At 55.7% G+C, this 16,229-nt stretch carries 15 protein-coding genes; 6 read left to right on the forward strand and 9 right to left on the reverse strand.

Going from position 1 to position 16,229, the window contains the following annotated elements:
• Nucleotides 1–150 precede the first annotated feature (150 nt).
• On the reverse strand, nucleotides 151–645 hold the full coding sequence (locus ACR0AD_RS14085) for an Lrp/AsnC family transcriptional regulator (protein WP_480488002.1): 495 nt from the start codon (nucleotides 643–645) through the stop codon (nucleotides 151–153).
• A gap of 84 nt (nucleotides 646–729) precedes the next feature.
• Between ACR0AD_RS14085 and ACR0AD_RS14090 the strand changes: the two genes are divergently transcribed.
• Nucleotides 730–1,917, forward strand: a complete 1,188-nt coding sequence (locus ACR0AD_RS14090) for a diaminopropionate ammonia-lyase (protein ID WP_480483483.1) — start codon at nucleotides 730–732, stop codon at nucleotides 1,915–1,917.
• Between the two features lie 135 nt (nucleotides 1,918–2,052).
• Here ACR0AD_RS14090 and ACR0AD_RS14095 read toward each other — a convergent pair whose 3' ends face one another.
• A complete protein-coding gene (locus ACR0AD_RS14095; protein WP_480487999.1) occupies nucleotides 2,053–3,006 on the reverse strand; it encodes a VOC family protein in 954 nt (317 codons plus the stop codon).
• 17 nt (nucleotides 3,007–3,023) lie between these two features.
• Entirely contained in the window at nucleotides 3,024–4,013 is a 990-nt protein-coding gene (locus ACR0AD_RS14100; RefSeq protein WP_480483487.1) for a nuclear transport factor 2 family protein, read from the reverse strand.
• Between ACR0AD_RS14100 and ACR0AD_RS14105 the strand changes: the two genes are divergently transcribed.
• Complete coding sequence (locus ACR0AD_RS14105) at nucleotides 3,994–4,899, forward strand: LysR family transcriptional regulator (RefSeq protein ID WP_480483489.1); 906 nt, start codon at nucleotides 3,994–3,996, stop codon at nucleotides 4,897–4,899. The two genes, ACR0AD_RS14100 and ACR0AD_RS14105, sit on opposite strands and share 20 nt — an antisense overlap.
• Before the next feature lie 243 nt (nucleotides 4,900–5,142).
• Here the strand turns inward: ACR0AD_RS14105 and ACR0AD_RS14110 are convergent, their stop codons facing one another.
• Nucleotides 5,143–5,853 carry an MOSC domain-containing protein gene (locus ACR0AD_RS14110; RefSeq protein ID WP_480483491.1) on the reverse strand — a complete coding sequence of 237 codons (711 nt, stop codon included), beginning with the start codon at nucleotides 5,851–5,853 and terminating at the stop codon, nucleotides 5,143–5,145.
• Complete coding sequence (locus ACR0AD_RS14115) at nucleotides 5,854–6,489, reverse strand: MarR family winged helix-turn-helix transcriptional regulator (RefSeq protein WP_480483493.1); 636 nt, start codon at nucleotides 6,487–6,489, stop codon at nucleotides 5,854–5,856.
• Between ACR0AD_RS14115 and ACR0AD_RS14120 the strand changes: the two genes are divergently transcribed.
• The 4 genes from ACR0AD_RS14120 to ACR0AD_RS14135 all read left to right on the forward strand — a co-directional run bounded on the left by ACR0AD_RS14120 (nucleotide 6,483) and on the right by ACR0AD_RS14135 (nucleotide 9,815).
• Nucleotides 6,483–7,232 (forward strand): hypothetical protein, encoded by a 750-nt coding sequence (locus ACR0AD_RS14120; RefSeq protein ID WP_480483495.1) that lies wholly within the window; start codon nucleotides 6,483–6,485, stop codon nucleotides 7,230–7,232. The two genes, ACR0AD_RS14115 and ACR0AD_RS14120, sit on opposite strands and share 7 nt — an antisense overlap.
• A 56-nt stretch (nucleotides 7,233–7,288) precedes the next feature.
• Nucleotides 7,289–7,813 (forward strand): redoxin domain-containing protein, encoded by a 525-nt coding sequence (locus ACR0AD_RS14125; protein WP_480483497.1) that lies wholly within the window; start codon nucleotides 7,289–7,291, stop codon nucleotides 7,811–7,813.
• A 343-nt stretch (nucleotides 7,814–8,156) separates the two neighbouring features.
• A complete protein-coding gene (locus ACR0AD_RS14130; RefSeq protein WP_480487997.1) occupies nucleotides 8,157–8,942 on the forward strand; it encodes a phosphodiesterase in 786 nt (261 codons plus the stop codon).
• 3 nt (nucleotides 8,943–8,945) lie between these two features.
• Nucleotides 8,946–9,815, forward strand: a complete 870-nt coding sequence (locus ACR0AD_RS14135; RefSeq protein WP_480487995.1) for an EamA family transporter — start codon at nucleotides 8,946–8,948, stop codon at nucleotides 9,813–9,815.
• 292 nt (nucleotides 9,816–10,107) lie between these two features.
• Here ACR0AD_RS14135 and ACR0AD_RS14140 read toward each other — a convergent pair whose 3' ends face one another.
• The 4 genes from ACR0AD_RS14140 to ACR0AD_RS14155 are packed head-to-tail and all read right to left on the reverse strand — an operon-like array spanning nucleotide 10,108 to nucleotide 16,224.
• Entirely contained in the window at nucleotides 10,108–11,472 is a 1,365-nt protein-coding gene (locus ACR0AD_RS14140; RefSeq protein WP_480487994.1) for an aminotransferase, read from the reverse strand.
• Complete coding sequence (locus ACR0AD_RS14145) at nucleotides 11,465–13,039, reverse strand: trimethylamine methyltransferase family protein (protein ID WP_480487992.1); 1,575 nt, start codon at nucleotides 13,037–13,039, stop codon at nucleotides 11,465–11,467. The genes ACR0AD_RS14140 and ACR0AD_RS14145 overlap by 8 nt, the downstream gene beginning before the upstream one ends.
• Nucleotides 13,036–15,102, reverse strand: a complete 2,067-nt coding sequence (locus tag ACR0AD_RS14150) for an FAD-dependent oxidoreductase (RefSeq protein WP_480487990.1) — start codon at nucleotides 15,100–15,102, stop codon at nucleotides 13,036–13,038. Before ACR0AD_RS14150 ends, ACR0AD_RS14145 begins: the two co-directional genes overlap by 4 nt.
• A gap of 60 nt (nucleotides 15,103–15,162) precedes the next feature.
• Nucleotides 15,163–16,224 carry an ABC transporter substrate-binding protein gene (locus ACR0AD_RS14155; RefSeq protein ID WP_480487988.1) on the reverse strand — a complete coding sequence of 354 codons (1,062 nt, stop codon included), beginning with the start codon at nucleotides 16,222–16,224 and terminating at the stop codon, nucleotides 15,163–15,165.
• Between the last annotated feature and the right edge of the window lie 5 nt (nucleotides 16,225–16,229).

The raw sequence follows: 16,229 nt of genomic DNA on the forward strand, positions 1-16,229 counted from the left end.
TCCAGGTAAACCGAGAGGTGTCTCGGCAGGATTTACCGCCCAGATCACCAGGTTTCTGGCAGATTTGGAGTGCACAAGCACTTTGTTTCCAGTTCGCGCCGCGCAAAAGTCAAATACCCCGCCAGACTACATGCTCTGGAGAGGCACAAGTCAGATGTTCAACTGCATGGATGACTTTGTTCGGTCCATTGCAACGAATGTTCTGAACTTTCGGATGTTCTTGTTCGAAAAGAACAACCGTTGGGTAAGCTTTTCATATTCGGACATATCTCGAACGATAACGATCAGAACAAAATCCACTTCACCAGTAACATAGTAGCATTGCTGAACCTCAGGGGCAGCATAGAAGCTTTTCTTGATTTCATCGATTTTTCCGCCAGTCTCGGTTTTTAGTTCGACTTCGACGAAAATGGTCAGCGGCAATCCCACGGCTGCCGGATCAATATGCGCTGACTGCGCGGCAATGACGCCCTCCGCCTCCATGCGTTTGATCCTCCGCTGCACGCTGGGCGCAGACAGATTCACGCTTTCACCGATTTGACGGTGCGGCACCGTATTGTCCTGCTGCAACACCCTAAGAATCGCGAGATCGAAGCTATCCAGACTTCCTGATAAATATTTTTGTTTCACGGCGACCTCATGCAAGTTTGCTTCAAAATTACCAGCAATTCAGAGCGAAAACATCACTGACATTGAATTATATTTGCACCAACAATGGAAGGACCACAAATGCTCGCAAACTTTGAGACAGTCGGAATTGAAAGCCATACAGCCAAGCCAGGCTTTGGCCATGCCGCCACAGCCACCTTACCCCGCGAGGGATTTGACCTCGCACAGAGGGAAATTCAAAGCTGGAGTGGGTACGAAAGAGCGCCAATGCCGTCTCTTCAAGGTCTAGCCGAAGCACTGGATCTGGGCGCAGTCTATTACAAGCATGAAGGGTTAAGATTTGGCTTGGGCAGTTTCAAAGCACTTGGCGGCGCTTATGCGGTTCTGCGAGTATTACAGCGCGAATTAACCAAAAAGACAGGCCGTGAAGTCACTGCCGATGAGATCCGAAACGGCACCCATACTGCCGGAATTGCAGACATAACCGTCATTTCGGCGACAGATGGCAATCACGGTCGTTCAGTGGCTTGGGGTGCCCAGCGCTTCGGCGCGCCATGCCGAATTTACATTCACAAAGAAGTAAGCGCATTCCGCGCCGACGCAATGCGCCAGCTGGGGGCCGAAGTGATCAGGGTTGATGGAGATTACGACGCTTCCGTGGCACAGACCCGGACCGATGCAGCGGCACACGGTTGGTTGATTGTTTCAGATACTTCCTGGCCCGGTTACACTCAGGCACCTCTTGATGTCATGGCTGGTTACGGGGTCATGGCGCGCGAGATCGTGCAGGATTTGGCTTTGCCACCCACTCATGTCTTCCTTCAAGGCGGCGTTGGAGGCTTAGCGGCTGCCGTCACCGCGGTATTCCTCCACGAATGGGAGCAGAATGCGCCGCGCGTCATCGTGGTCGAACCTGAATTGGCCCCCTGCCTTTTTGCAAGCGCCCAGGCAAATCGGCCTACAGCCGTCGAAGTAGGCGAAGAAACCATAATGGCTGGGCTATCCTGCGGCGCGCCGTCCGAATTGGCATGGAACGTTTTGGAAGAGGCCGCCAGCGGTTTCATGAAAATCCCTGACCAGCTTGTGGCACCGGCCGTCCGCCTATTGGCAAACGGCGCTTTCGGAGATGAGCCAATCGAAGCCGGAGAAAGCGCCGTGGCCGGTCTGATTGGCTTGATCTGCGCGTCGATGCGCACCGACTTGCGAAAACAATTTCAAATTACGCCGCGATCCCGAGTGATGTTGATCGGGTCAGAGGGCGTCACAGATCCGCATGTTTTCGACCGGATCATGAATGATAGCAACTGACTTGCGGAAATGACCCGGCGTGGTATTCCCCCTTGGTGGAAGCCGCGCCCGGCTTCCACCTTCCGGCCACGCCGCAGGAGTTTACCGCTGTCCGGCCTGCAAGATACGCCTTTGTTCTTGGCCAATCATGCAGGTTCACTTCCTTTCGACAGTGAACCGCGTTCCCCAAGGGTCTGTCAGCTCTTGCGGTTGCAATACAGTCCCATCCGTCAACAGCACGATCTCATCCAAGCCGCTGCTGTCAGTTGGACGAGCTTTTGCACCATTGCTGTTCCAGACGTTGCCTGCAAAGTGATGGTGGTACCCACCCGAACTGTAGAACCCTGCTGAACCTTCGTGCAGCATGCGATCCTGCGCTAGATGTCGTGTCATGAATTCGTCGACCGCATTGATATCCCCGACCTGTAGGTGGACATGTCCGACCACCATATTTTCCGGAGCCCCGGACCAGTCTTGACGGGCCGCACCTGCAATGGCCTCCAGGTCCAGATGATGCGAGCCCATGCGGATATACTCTCCATCCATCTGCCATGTTTCAACAGGCCGGTCGGCGTAGATTTCGATCCCATTGCCTTCTGGATCGTTTAGATACAGCGCCTCGCTGACGTCGTGATCCGCCGCCCCGGTCAAAGGGATGCGGTTTTGTGCAGCATAGATCAGCCAGCGTCCCAGGTAATCGTGGTCCGGCATCAGAAAAGCTGTATGGAAAAGACCCGCCGCATGCGGATAGCGCCGCGCAGCACGGTCTTGGCGCAACTCGAGCAGAACGTTGTTTCCTGCGCCCAGTTTCAGGGTTTCGCCATCCCGCGCCAATTCCTCAAGGCCAAGCACTTGTTGGTAAAAGGTCCCAACAGTGTCCAGATTGTTCACAATCAGTGCCACACGGCCGATTGACACGGGGGCTTCGCTGCTTCTCATGCCATAGGCTCCTTTTCTGAGTTTCGAAACCCCCTTCCCATCAACCGCGCTGGCGTAGGCCCGCGTTGCCAGCATATCAGCGATCATCGCTGTACCGGCGGCGGCAGTCAAACCTCCGGCCATCCTGTTTAGAAATCCTCGCCTGTGCACATTGCCGGGTTTGATGGTCATGGGGTTTCTCCTGATCCTCAATACTCGAACACGCCGTTGGTGTTTGCAGATTCTCCGGTCTGCGCTTCTTCGATGTCCCAATGCTCTACGATGAAACCATTGTCATCAAAGCGGAAGATATCGAAAAATCCGATGCCCAGATCGCCCTCAATGTCGAGGTTGGTCTGCTTCGAATGAACCAGCACCATGTCGCCCATCGCAATAGTCTTGGCAATTTCTGTTTTTAGGCGCACGTTATCAGCAGCTAGTCCGGTCAAGTATTCTGCCAGAGCATCGCGCCCATCCGGCACGCTCGGGTTGTGCTGTATATAGTTCTCGGAGGAGATATACGCTTCGACCGCTGATAGATCACTTGGGTTTTCAAAGCTTTTCAGAACGGCGATAGCACGTTCACGGTTCTGCTCGATATTCTGATCGGAATAAACATCTGCGTTTGGTCCCTGAAACATGGTGTTTTCATTCGCCGCGCTTTCGGGGACCTGCTGGTAGTGGTCCCAGTGTTCGACCAGTTTTCCGTCCTCGGCGCGCCAGACATCAACATAGACGTACTGGTCCCCGTTACTGCCGGTCCAGACAGAATGGATTGCAACATAGGAACCCTCGGCAAGCACACGGTAGAGATCCACCTGCACATCAGGATCGGCAGTCAGTTCACTGGCAACGGCCTTGATCAACTCAACCGGCCCGTCGCCATATGCGGTGGCATGCTGAACATAGGTATCGCCGATGTACTTCCCGAAATTGTTGAGGTTCCGGTAAACCAAAACATCCCGATAGAACCCTTCGGCCAGTTTGATCGAGGCCTGGGTTTGTGCGTCAATGCTTAGCTTATCAGCATGGAGCGGAGTGGAAAGCGCCATAACCACAGCGGTTGCAGCAAAGAGGACGGATCTTCTAAACGGCATGGGTTTACCTTTTCGGTTGCATGTGGCGACCAGATAGAGATTTTCATTGATGAAAATAACAGAAAGAATAACCATACAACTCATGAAGAAAAACGATAACAAGGAACTCGGCGTCCGTTTGATACGCATGTTTGCCGCGGTCTATGACACAGGTTCGATCACGGCGGCGGCCAGACGTCTGGAGGTCACACAATCCACTGTCAGCCATGGATTGAACCGGCTACGCGGAATTGTGAAAGATGAGCTGTTTGTCCCTATGGGGCGCGGTATCTCTCCTACGCCGCGCGCAGCCCAGTTGTTTGCACAAGCGCAACATATTCTGGAGGCAGTGGACGCATTTACAGAACCCGCGCAATACGAGCCTCGTGATGACAGCGGCCAGTTTGTGATCGCCGCCAATGATTATGAGACCGAAATCGTGCTGAAACCCTTATTTCACGCGTTGCGACACCGCGCACCGAAGGTACAACTGCGCATTTGGCGCGCGCAGTCGCAACAAGACTGGGCCGAACTACTACGCAACGGGCAGGTCGATCTGGTGCTGGCGCCCGAGCTTACCGGAACCGAAGCCGACTTGATGCAGAAACTGATCCTGACCGACAATGATCTTTGCTATTTCGACCCTGACCACGTGACTGCTCCTGATACAATCGCGGCTTATTGCGCGTTGCCCCACGCGGTCATGATGCCCGGGCAACACGAACTTACCGCTATCGATTTGGCGCTCAGCCACCTGGAAAGGCATCGCCGCATCTCAGTGACGCTGCCCGGTTTCTCGGCAATCGCCTCTCTTATTCGCGGGACCAATACTATTGCGACTATGCCTGCGCGGTTAAAGGACAATATCTTTGCCGGCTTTGCTCATTGCAGCCCACCCGTCGACCTGCCACCCGATAGAATTGCGCAGATCTGGCACATGCGCCAGGCAGCGTCACCTCGCCACCAATGGCTCCGCGCGCTCATCTCGGAGATAGCGACCGCCCGATGAAGGGCAAAGGAACTTTGATTGCCATCTCTGAGATGGCGCGCAAAAGACGTGGTCCGCCGCATGCGGACCCTCCTTCCGACAACCGGAACTGATATCCTAACTGCGAAAGCGGAACGTTCACTGGAAACTTCCTGGCTGATCAACCGCCAGAAATTCATATAGCCCCTTGACGTGCCGATGTGCACCGCGCTGGCGACCTGCCCATGTCTTCCAACAAACATGCTGAAGTCTCGCAGTGGGGCCTTAAGGCGATGTGTTCGACATGCTCCCCAATCTCGCGCGCGTATCTTCTTTTACGTCGCCCATCGCCATGCGCGCAAAGGCTTGCCGCCAGCCAGGGGCGAGGTCCGTCAGATTTGCGAGGGCTTCGGCATCCTTGCGGGAAACTCGTCGTGTCAGTCGGGCGCGGGTCACGTGCTGCACGCTCCAGTCCGGATTGCGCCTTTCAATCAACGTTATTCGATCTCCTGCTTCGACCTCGCCGGTTTCCAGAACACGGTAGTACCACCCAGTGCGACCCGTTTTCTGAAACAGGTAGGGCATCCTTTCATTTCCGGTGTGCAGTCCCAGTTTCCAGCAGGGCTGACGGCCCTGGCTGATTTGAACGATTGCCGTGCCCAGCCTCAGGATGTCGCCAATGCACAGATTTTCCTCGGTCAAACCGGTTGTTGAGATGTTTTCACCAAATGCTGCGGGCTCTGCGCCGGGGGGCAGCTGCCCTTCTCTCTGCCAATCCGCATAGTGATCCTGCGCATAATGGTGAATGGCTTTTTCTGCACCGCCATGCACGGTCAGGTCCGCCTGTGCATCATCTGAAAATCCAGTAAGCGAAATGACCTGACGGCCAGACACCCGATCCTTCTGAATGGCAGAGGGCGGCTTTGCCTCCCAGCGGTTCGTGACACAACCCAGGAAAATGCCACCTATTACTGTCGATAGTTCAGGAAGGGTCATTCAGGCCTCTTTGTGTTCAATACATATCTTTTCTTCTTCGCCACGCTCGAGGCTCACTTCCAGCAAGCTGCAGAAGCCATTTTTCTGACCTTTCTTATGATAGGCGCAGGTCATGCATTTCCCGAACGAGTGACCACCGTTCGCTGCCAATGCCAACATCAAGCTCTGAAGCAGACCATCCTTGAGAGACACCTGAACGCTGGAGGGCAGATTGCCGATGGCGTCAGCAATCGGATTGGCCTCTGTCAAAACAGAGGCGCCCGCCTTGGACAGTTCGTACGAGATCGACCGCTGGTCAGATTTTTGTCGGTGCTCGGCAGCGTATCCCTTGCGCACAAGCGCTTTCAGTGTCTGGGACATCGTTCCGCGGGTTGTCCCAAGGTACTCAGCGACATGTGACGGTGAACGGGAAAACTGATTCGCCTCGGAAAGGTACTCCAGCGCCGCCCTTTGTGTCGGGTTCAGGTCGCCCGTCCAGCCCGCAGCGGAATCTATCCGGGCAAGACGGTTGATAAGGATACGAATACTGTGGGCGGTTCTCATGCCCAACAAGTAGCGAGTCGAAATTAAAGTTGCAATATGTTTCTCCGTTTGGTAGCGAGTCGATATCACTTTACCGGAGATAAGAAATGACACTCACCTGGAAATCACTTGCTGCAGTTGTGATCGGAGCTTCGTCCGCCGTCGCAGAAGGCGATCACGCGATACATCAGGAGGGGGCTGTTGTCTCTCCCGCTGATGTCGCCAAGGTGGCCGACTTTGACATCCTTGCAGCGCATGCGCATCGCAACGGCAATACCATTACGTTCCACATGACCACCAATGGTACTGCCGGGGCATCGGTGCCGGCAGGAACCGGGGCAGTAGGAGGGTCAGACGTCTGGTCCTATGTGTGGCCTACATCCCTGGATACGTCTGCAGTAGGTTTCGAAGGCGGCGCCGGCATCTTGGCAATGGCTGCAACCAGCCACCCGGATTTTGACGACACCCCGCTGTTTGATGAAAACGGCGATGGCGACCCAGCCAACGACGGTATCGAATGGCACAGCCACTGGGTTGTTCTCGCCCCGACCGAAACTTGCGGCCCGGGCGCCCTTGCAGTGCGCGATATCCCTGAAGGGACGACGCCAAAGCTTCCTGCAACCTGGCCTGGATTCCCAATCTTCCTGGACAGCCCAGGGTTCACTCCGCTGTTCGATGGTCCGGAAATTCAAGTCAAAGCCGGATTTTCCAACGACGTTCAGTTGGAAGGCATCGCTTATGATGGCGTAACCTCTGCTCTGCGGGTAAACGCCAACATTCACGCTCCGCTTTTGTGCGTCACGGATGTTTTCGACATTGCCTCGGGCGACCTGAGCCTACCGGGCAAGCTTCAATAACGATGTCAGCCGGTCGTCTCAGGCAGGCGGCCGACCTCTGAACAGGAGAGATCAATATGCAAGCGCCTGAACTGCAGGTCAGTGAATGGTTCAACACTGACAAGAACTTAATGCTTTCGGATTTCCAGGGTAAGGTTGTCGTCATTGAGGCTTTCCAGATGCTATGCCCAGGCTGCGTCATCCATGGCATCCCTCTGGCACAAGCTGTGCGGGAGCATTTTTCCAACGAACACGTCGCCGTAATCGGGTTGCACACCGTTTTCGAACATCACGACGCAATGACGCCGGTATCACTGAAAGCCTTTCTTCACGAATACCGTATCAGGTTTCCTGTGGCGGTCGACAAACAGGGCACCGGGCCTTTGCCGGAAACCATGGCGGCATACGGAATGCGCGGCACGCCCAGCCTTGTTCTATTGGATCAGTCAGGCCGGATTGCGGCACATCACTTTGGCCAGGTCTCTAAGCTGCAGCTGGGTGCAGAGATTGGAAGCCTACTTGCCAGCGAGGCTGCCGCTGTGGACGCAAGTCGGCAACCCAGCCAGGCCAGGCGGTGTGATGACACTGGCTGCGCTGTGTGAAACGGCGGCATACAGAGGGCAAACCTAAGCGTATCTACCTCCTCGGCGTGCGCGACATTGGTTCTCCATTTTCTCTGCTAAGCAAAACTGCCCGGGTTCCACATGTTCGTTTAGGCACGGTACCGCGCCCGTTTCAGACTTGCGTACCCGCGACAGCGATACGGCCGGATTATCTGGACTACGGCTTCACATCATTTGGGGGAAGTTTCGCGAACTCTGTCGTGTACGACTGCAAACCTTGTCGCGTATGAGCGAGTGAACCCAGTGAATTTCTTACTAAATCCGTGTGATCGGCAAACTTCGTCGATACCTTATTTCTTGCAATACTCGGGGAAAAGGGCTGATGAAATTCATTCACATCACTGACATACACCTCGTCCGCGACTCCGGCCCGCTAAACGGCGGCTTTCCATCCCAGCGGCTGGACGCCTGTTTGGACGATATCGTTCGGTGCCATTCCGATGCGGCGTTCTGTGTCATCTCTGGCGATTTGGCTGAATTTGCCGAGGAAGAGGCCTATCGGGCGCTCAAGGCGAAACTGGCCGCATTTCCGCTCCGCTCTTTTCTGCTGATTGGAAATCACGACGACAGAACTGTTTTCCAATCGATCTTCCCGGATCATCCAAAGGATGCCAACGGGTTTGTCCAGCATCGGTTCGAAACGGATGAGGGGGTTTTCTTGTTTCTCGATTCAACCAAAGACGGGCGCGATGTGCATGAAGGGCAGCTTTGCCCTGCCCGGCTGGACTGGCTCAGGCAGCAACTGACCCAAGCCGAGGACAAGCCAACCTATGTGTTCCTGCACCACCCGCCCTTTGACCTTGGCATTCCCCTTGTGGACGAGATCAGGCTGGTCGAGGCGGACGCCTTTGCTGACGCCCTCAAACACGGGCGCAACATTCGGCATGTGTTTTACGGCCATGTGCACCGCATGACCTATGTGAACTGGCGCGGCATTCCATTTACCAGCCTGCCCAGTCTCAACCATCAGATTCCGTTGAATGCGGCCAGTGTCGATGGCGAGTTCTGCGACGAACCTCCGGCTTACGGTGTCGTACAGATCGCCGAGGATCAGCTGACGGTGCATTTCAACACTTTCCTGCAACGTAACCCATTGCATCAGACCTGAGGTATGGAAGCCTATTGGATCGCATTGGTTCTGGTTTCGGCGGCAACCCACCCATTGCGCGACCTTACGCTGAAAGGGGTTGCGCATCCGGTGTCGTGCTATGTCGGAGTGTCTCTGACCTGGGTGATCCTGGCGGCGGTTCATACGCTGGTTATGGGTCAGGAATTGAGCCTGCCACTTGAGACCTGGCCCTTTGTCGCAATCTCAGCCCTTGGGTTGACCTTCTACTACTACGGCACATTGTCGGCCCTGAGACGTGGGAACCTGTCGGTTTATTATCCGATTATCCGTTCGTCGCCGATTGCCATTGTCGCCTTCAGCTGGCTGGCCCTTGATCAGCATTACTCGTGGTTCACCCTGCTGGGGATCGCATTGGTCCTGCTAGGCAGCCTGATGATTCAGAAGTCGCCTGGCGGACTGCTGCATGATCACAAAGCATTCGCGCTGGCAAGTATGGCGATGCTGGGATCTGCCGCTTATTCGCTAAGCGATGCCCAAGCGATGAAGCTGACCAATCCGGCACCTTTCCTGTTTTTCACCTATATTCTGGTGACACCGCTGCTTGCTGGCATCAGAGCCTGGGAAGATCGCCACTTGTCAGCCCCGTTTCTGGGGGTCGTGCGTGGCTGGGCGCAGGCACCGGTGCGGATCGCTTTTGCCGGGATTGCGTCCTATCTGTCTTACCTATTCATCCTGACCGCGTTCCAGCTTGGGGCCGAAGCCGCCACAGTCAGCGCGGTACGGCAAGCATCGATCCCGGTTTCAGTGACCCTCGCGGCGATCATATTGAAGGAATCCCGTTTTCTGCACCGTATCGGCTGGGCAAGCCTGATCGCATTGGGAATCCTTTTGATTACGCTGTCCCGAGGTTGAAACTGTAGTCACTGTCTTGACGCGCTACGAATTCGTCATTCCTTTACTGGCCTTGTTTGGGATCTCTCTGGACGTAAACAATCGGTCCTGTAATGGCCGTGCACGACAGAATCAAACGGCTACACTGATGATCCGAAACACTCCATCTCTGGAACCAACGTGTAGATGCCATAGTCGCTCGGGCAGTGCAAATACGCCAACTCCTTGACGAAAACGAACTTGGCAATCCTTAAGATCTAAATGCCGCTACGGTAGCCGATCTCCAGGTTTTCGCAGCGACAGCCTGCAACAGTCACCGGCCACTGATCCTGCCGAGCCACTCGGATGTCGCTTCTAGCCCTTGTCGCAGAATAGCAAACATATGCTCGATTTCGCTTTTTGTAATGATGAGGGGCGGTGAAAGAACACACATGTTGATCACGGGTCGTACAAGCAGACCGCGTTTCTGGCATTCCATATCGATACGACTGCCAATCTCATAGTCGCGCCCAAGCTCGCTCTGGGGATCGCCATCGACTGAGCACTGAACACACCCCATCAATCCCATCCCACGGGCATCGGCCACAATGTCAATCTGACGCAACTGCTGTAATTGATCCTGAAAAACCGGGCCGACTTTTTGAACGTGTTCGAGTATCTTTTCCCGCTCGAAAATCTCGATGTTTTTCAACCCGGCAGCCGCGCTGACCGGATGGCCCGAATAGGTGTAGCCATTCGAAAAGGTGGCATCTTTTCCCGCAACATCCGCTATCAGCCGATCTGAGATAATCGCGGCCCCCATCGGCGCATACCCGGATGTCATCCCCTTGGCGCAGGTGATTATGTCGGGCTGAATGCCAAAGACAGCCTCGGAGGCGAACCAATGACCCAATCGGCCGAAAGCCGTGACAACCTCGTCTGATATATACAGGACATCATACTTCCTGCAGATGTTCAGGCAGCGTGCGTGATATCCGATTGGTGGCACGATGACACCGCCCGAGGCCAAAACCGGTTCAGCGATAAAAGCGGCAACATTTTCCGGGCCAAGTGCCACAATGGCGTTTTCGAGATCGGCAGCTTTCTCGTTCAGAAAGCTTTCATCGCTTTGACCGGGCGCGCGGTAAAGCGGGTTCACGTCCGGCAGGAAATGCGCCAGGTCGTCGGCCTTGTCGAGCCAAAGCCTGTCACGTTCTTTTCCACTGACGCTGGCTGCCAGATAAGTGCTTCCGTGATAGGCTTTTTGCCTTGAAATGATTTTCTTTTTCTCTGGCCGACCCATAAGGTTGTTGCGGAAATGGACAAACCGGATGGCTGTATCAACCGCAGTGGAACCGCCGGTTGTAAAGAAGACATTATTCAGATCGCCGGGCGCACGTTTGGCGATTTCGCGGGCGAACTGTGCCGCAGTCGAGTTGGTGTTGTTGAAGGGTGAGAAATAGGCAAGGTTCCGGGCTTGCTCGGCCATTGCTTCGGCCATTTCCGTGCGCCCATACCCAATCTGGGTGCACCACATTCCCCCCGGACCGTCGATCAGGCGAGCACCCTTTTCGTTTATCAGATGGATGCCGCTGGCGCCTTCGATAAAGGTGCGGTCGTTTTCACCCAAAGCCTCCATCCCTTCCCACGGGTGCAGGAAGTGGTCGTTGTCCCATTGCTTGGCGTTGGAGTTATCCATGGCGGGCCATGCTTTCCGCGCTTAGTACAATAGGGAATTCTTCGCGCACCCGAGCGTCCAAAGCACCAAAATAATTAGGAAAATGGCTGTCGAGGATGGAATTCGCCTTGTTGCGGGCGCGGTCCAACAGATCCGTTTTCCCCTCATTCTCCCAAGTGTCCGTACGCTCGCGGTCCATCAGCTGTGGGTAGACAAATTCGCTGTTCATATAGCTCAGCGTGTGCGGATTGCCGAGGAAATGACCCGGATCTATGGCGCATTGGTGAATCACATCCACCGCCATGGTTTCATCAGTAACCTCTATCCCACGCAACGATCGCAGGATCATGCCGCCCGCTTCGTCATCGATGACCATGCTTTCAAAGCTGCATCCCATCAGGCTACCGACCATGCCACCAAACTCGCACAGGCGATTGGCACCAGCATGCGCCGCAAGGGTAAAGGTCAGCGCCTTTTCCAACCCGTATTGCGCATCAGGTATTTTTGCATCGGTCATACCTGCACCCACCGAGGTAGGAAGGCCGTAAAAGTTGCCCATCTGAATTGCTGCGGCACCGATCAGCGCCTGTTCGCCGCTGCCGCCAGTAAAAGACCCGCTGCGCAAGTCCGTAATGAAGGGCCAGGCCGCAAAGCAGATGGGGCAACCCGGCGTGATCAGGTTGACGATGGCAACGCAGGCAAGTGTTTCGGCCACGGTCTGAACCAGCGTTCCCGCAAGCGTCGCAGGTGCCGTGGCCCCGGCTTGAGGTGGCACGGCCAGATCGACAGTCAGGCCAAGTTTGGCGGTATCAATCAGGATCTCCATATTTTCCTTGCCGATCCGTAAGGGGGAAACAATGGGGCAGCCGCCGAATATGACGCTTGGCTTATTCAGGAAAGCCCCCTCGCCCCCTTGAGCCAGATCAAACATGCGAATGGCATGTGGAATGTGGCTGCGGTCGCGGAACGTCAGGCAGGCGGGTTTTTGGCTGCCCGCAAGCATGGCATAAATGGTGTTCATGTCATGGGTGAAGTCATCGGTCACATCCGTCGCCAGAACCGTGTCGCCCAGCATGTGTATGTTTTCCAAACGGTCGACCAGGCGGGTGAAATCATAAACATCACGCAGAACCGACGGACGATAGGTTTTGGTTTTGGAATCGAATGTTGTCACGGCGGTGCCGGAATTGGCGAAATAGACGCTTTCTGCCGTGCAATGCATGTCGTCCTTACCTTCGCGCTCCCCTCGGGCATAGACGTAAAACTCCTTGGCGGCGCCTGCCAGAATGTCCTCCATCAGGGCGCGTGGGAAGCACAGCCGGTTGAGGTCACTCAGCACTGCACCTTTAGGAAGCACCAGCTCAAGCAACTCCGGGAAATGGTCGGTAATTCCGGTTTGTTCCAGGACGGTCAAGGCCGCATGATGGATGTTCTCCATATCGGTCTGAGTCAGCGGTCTATAGCGTCCGCCGCTCAGACCCCCGCGTACGGCTTCGTTACCCGTGGTCGTCTGTTGTACCTTCAGACGCGCTGCGCGCCCCCCGCCCCCGCGACGACGTGAACGGGGTGCTTCATTGGTGCTGTTCATGTTGCATCCTCTGCCAAATCAATAATCTCACGGCGAAACCAGTCTTTGTCTGCATCGGCCTTTGGGCGTTCGAAATCGCGGGCGGCGCGATGGCCTGCAAAAACCGCGTCTGCGATCAGCCCCGGCGACGCGGCATCACCAATGAGGTCAAGGGTTTTCAAACCGGCTCCCTTCAGGCTGTCGAAAAGGGCGGTTTCACGCTGGCGCTCGGTCACCAGAACCGTTGAGGCGCACGGGATTTCAGTTTCGCGGTCGGTAAAGGCACAGCCTATCCGCACCGCGTCGCTCTGAACCGCCGTAAGCACCTGATTGCAGCGGATATCGACCGCCAGTTCGATCATGCGGGCCTGGATGCGGGACTGTTCCAATGTGTGAACGGCGTAGGCCGAAACCAAACTCTCAGGCGTGGCAAAAATGACCTGATATCCGGCAGTCGCCAATTTCTCGGCAATCACCCCAGCCAGATAGATGTGATCATCATCATAGATCATCACCGGGCCGTCCGGGGGCAGAACGCCTTTCATGATGTCATCAGGCGTCAACACCTTGGCATCCGGCGTGACCCTAGGCAGGCGGCGCTGCGTATTGCGACCCACTCCATCGGCACGCCAATGGCTGCCGGTTGCAACAAAGACATGCTCGATGCCAAGCTCGGCGACTTGTCCGGCTTCGAGCTTGCTGTCCGTGAATAACTGAACATTGGCCCGCTGTTTCAGATCGTTCAGGCGATAGTCAACCACGCGCGACCAGGCGGCGAGGCCGGGAAGTCTGCTTTCCATACCTACCCGTCCACCAAATTCGGCCGAGGCCTCGGCCAGAGTCACCTGATACCCGCGCCGTGCCAATTGCATCGTGCATTCCAACCCCGCAGGTCCGCCGCCGATGACCAGCACTTCGGCCTCGCTTTTTTTCGGCGCGATGATCTCGGGGTGCCAGCCACGGCGCCATTCCTCGCCCATCGTTGGGTTTTGCGTGCAACGGATCGGAATACCCAGATTGTCCGACGACACGCAGATATTGCAGCCGATGCATTCGCGGATTTCGTCGATCCTGCCTTCCTCGATCTTTTTTGGAATGAAAGGGTCCGCAATGGATGGCCGCGCGGCACCGATGAGGTCGACAATTCCCTTTTTGACCATCGACAGCATCATGTCCGGGGACGTCAGTCGGCCCACGCCAACAACAGGTTTTCGGGTGATCTGTTTGACGTGGGACAGAAACGCGTTCTGATAGCCATCTTCGGGCTGGAAACGGGTCGTTGCGCTGTCATTGGACCAATCCGCGACATTCACGTCCCACAGGTCGGGAAGATCGGCCAATAGCTCAACAACCGCGCGGCCTTCTTCTGCTGCCTGCATACCGTCGGCGCCCATCATCTCGTCAATGGCAAAGCGGAACGCAACGGCACAGCTGTCGCCTATGGCATCGTGGGTGTCTTCCAGCAACTCACGGGTCAGCCGCACACGGTTTTCAAGCGACCCCCCATATTCATCGCTGCGCTGGTTCATATGGGCTAGCATGAAATGTTGCGCCAATGTCATGTTGTGCCCGGCATAGACATAAACGATGTCAAACCCGGCCTCTTTCGCGCGCAGGGCCGCGTCGCGGTGCCAGCGGCGAAGTTCCCTAATATCAGCCTTGTCCATAGCCTGCGCATGCTTTGGTTGCGTCGTATCCACAGACATCTCGGACGGTGCAAGAACCGGAGCGCGGGTCAGCAGGTTTTGCGCGTGGTTGCCGTTATGAACCAGCTGTATGGCCGCCAACGCGCCATGTGAATGCACTGCATCTGTCATCAGCCGCAGCGCAGGCACATCGCGTGCGTCCCACAATCGCCCTTCGGGGAACGGGGACAAGTCCGAGGTCGGGTGAATCTCGGTCTCCTGATTGGACACCACGGCCCAGCCACCTTCTGCTTTCATTCCCCGAACGGCAGCGTCCGCCCGCGGCCTGAGATGCCCCATCCCGGTGCAATGCGGCACCTGATAAAAGCGGTTTCTGGCTGTGACGGGCCCGATCTGGACCGGTTCGAAAAGCAGAGCATATGGGTTCGCGTTCGACATAATCACGCGTTTTCCTGTAGTTGAGTTCCGGAGCCTAAAGGCTCCGGATAGTGGGTTATGTTAGAAGCCGGCTTTGATCCGCTCGAATTCGGCCAGCATCTTCGCCTCAAGCTCGGGGTTCACAGCATCAAAAAACAAGCTACCTTCGAAGAAGCTTTTGGGATCGGAAAAACCATAGGCTTCGATATTGGCCTGATCGGCGATTTCAAACGCTTTTGCGTTGGAATGCGGGTAGCCCCAGTTGTCGATGATGTACTGACCACTGGCAGGGTCCGTAAGCGCGTTCAAAAGGTCATAGACCTGATCGACCGGTGTCGTGGACGATTTCAGATGCACATAGCCACACGCCCAGGTCGCGATGCCCTTGTCCACGTTGCGCATCATGGCCGCGGGCACTTCGTTCCAGATCAGGTTCAGTTCGGACTGGTTCCAGGCCCAACCCATTTCGATCTCGCCACTGGTCATGGCCTGGTCAAACTGACCCGCATCGGACCAGTAAAAACGCATGTTCGGATGGATCGAGCGCAGGAAATCCGATGCTTCCTTGAATTGCTCATCGCTCAGGTTGGTGTAGTCATCCGCGTTTCCGGTGGCCAGCGCGGCCAGGGCATAAGCAGACGATGCGGCATCCGGGATGGCGATTTTACCCGCAAAGGCCGGGTCTGCCATCAGTTGCAGCGAGATGTCATCCCCCGAGATCTTGTCGGTGCGATAGATAAGGCCCGTGTTCCCCCATTCAAACGGCAGCATGTAAAGCTGGCCGTCCAGAACGATGGCGTCGACCTCTTTGATCTCGGGCAGCACATCCGCCCAATTGGTCAGCTTGCTTTCGTCCAAAGGCTGAATCAGATCAGCTGCGACCCATTTTCTGACAGCGTCGGAACAAGGATGTGCCAGATCAGCGGTAAAACCGGAACTCAGCTTGGTAAAGGCTTCTTCCTGGCTTCCGAAATAGGAATAGCTTGGCGCTTCATCCCCGTATTTTTCCATGTAGCTGGCAAAGAATCCGGGATCTTCATATCCCGACCAGTCAAAAACCGTCAGATCGGCGCCACCTGCACTGGCACTGCCTGTCGTTATTGCCGTCGCACACGCGAAGGCCGCAATTCCCTGAAGTTTCATTCTAT

This window comes from Ruegeria sp. BH8 (assembly GCF_056538065.1).

What these genes read in the sequence shown, in the direction of transcription:
- ACR0AD_RS14090 (WP_480483483.1), top strand. Translation starts at nt 730, where the DNA reads ATGCTCGCAAACTTTGAGACAGTCGGAATTGAAAGCCATACAGCCAAG.
- ACR0AD_RS14095 (WP_480487999.1), bottom strand. Translation starts at nt 3,006, where the DNA reads ATGACCATCAAACCCGGCAATGTGCACAGGCGAGGATTTCTAAACAGG.
- ACR0AD_RS14105 (WP_480483489.1), top strand. Translation starts at nt 3,994, where the DNA reads ATGAAGAAAAACGATAACAAGGAACTCGGCGTCCGTTTGATACGCATG.
- ACR0AD_RS14110 (WP_480483491.1), bottom strand. Translation starts at nt 5,853, where the DNA reads ATGACCCTTCCTGAACTATCGACAGTAATAGGTGGCATTTTCCTGGGT.
- ACR0AD_RS14120 (WP_480483495.1), top strand. Translation starts at nt 6,483, where the DNA reads ATGACACTCACCTGGAAATCACTTGCTGCAGTTGTGATCGGAGCTTCG.
- ACR0AD_RS14125 (WP_480483497.1), top strand. Translation starts at nt 7,289, where the DNA reads ATGCAAGCGCCTGAACTGCAGGTCAGTGAATGGTTCAACACTGACAAG.
- ACR0AD_RS14130 (WP_480487997.1), top strand. Translation starts at nt 8,157, where the DNA reads ATGAAATTCATTCACATCACTGACATACACCTCGTCCGCGACTCCGGC.
- ACR0AD_RS14135 (WP_480487995.1), top strand. Translation starts at nt 8,946, where the DNA reads ATGGAAGCCTATTGGATCGCATTGGTTCTGGTTTCGGCGGCAACCCAC.
- ACR0AD_RS14140 (WP_480487994.1), bottom strand. Translation starts at nt 11,472, where the DNA reads ATGGATAACTCCAACGCCAAGCAATGGGACAACGACCACTTCCTGCAC.
- ACR0AD_RS14145 (WP_480487992.1), bottom strand. Translation starts at nt 13,039, where the DNA reads ATGAACAGCACCAATGAAGCACCCCGTTCACGTCGTCGCGGGGGCGGG.
- ACR0AD_RS14150 (WP_480487990.1), bottom strand. Translation starts at nt 15,102, where the DNA reads ATGTCGAACGCGAACCCATATGCTCTGCTTTTCGAACCGGTCCAGATC.
- ACR0AD_RS14155 (WP_480487988.1), bottom strand. Translation starts at nt 16,224, where the DNA reads ATGAAACTTCAGGGAATTGCGGCCTTCGCGTGTGCGACGGCAATAACG.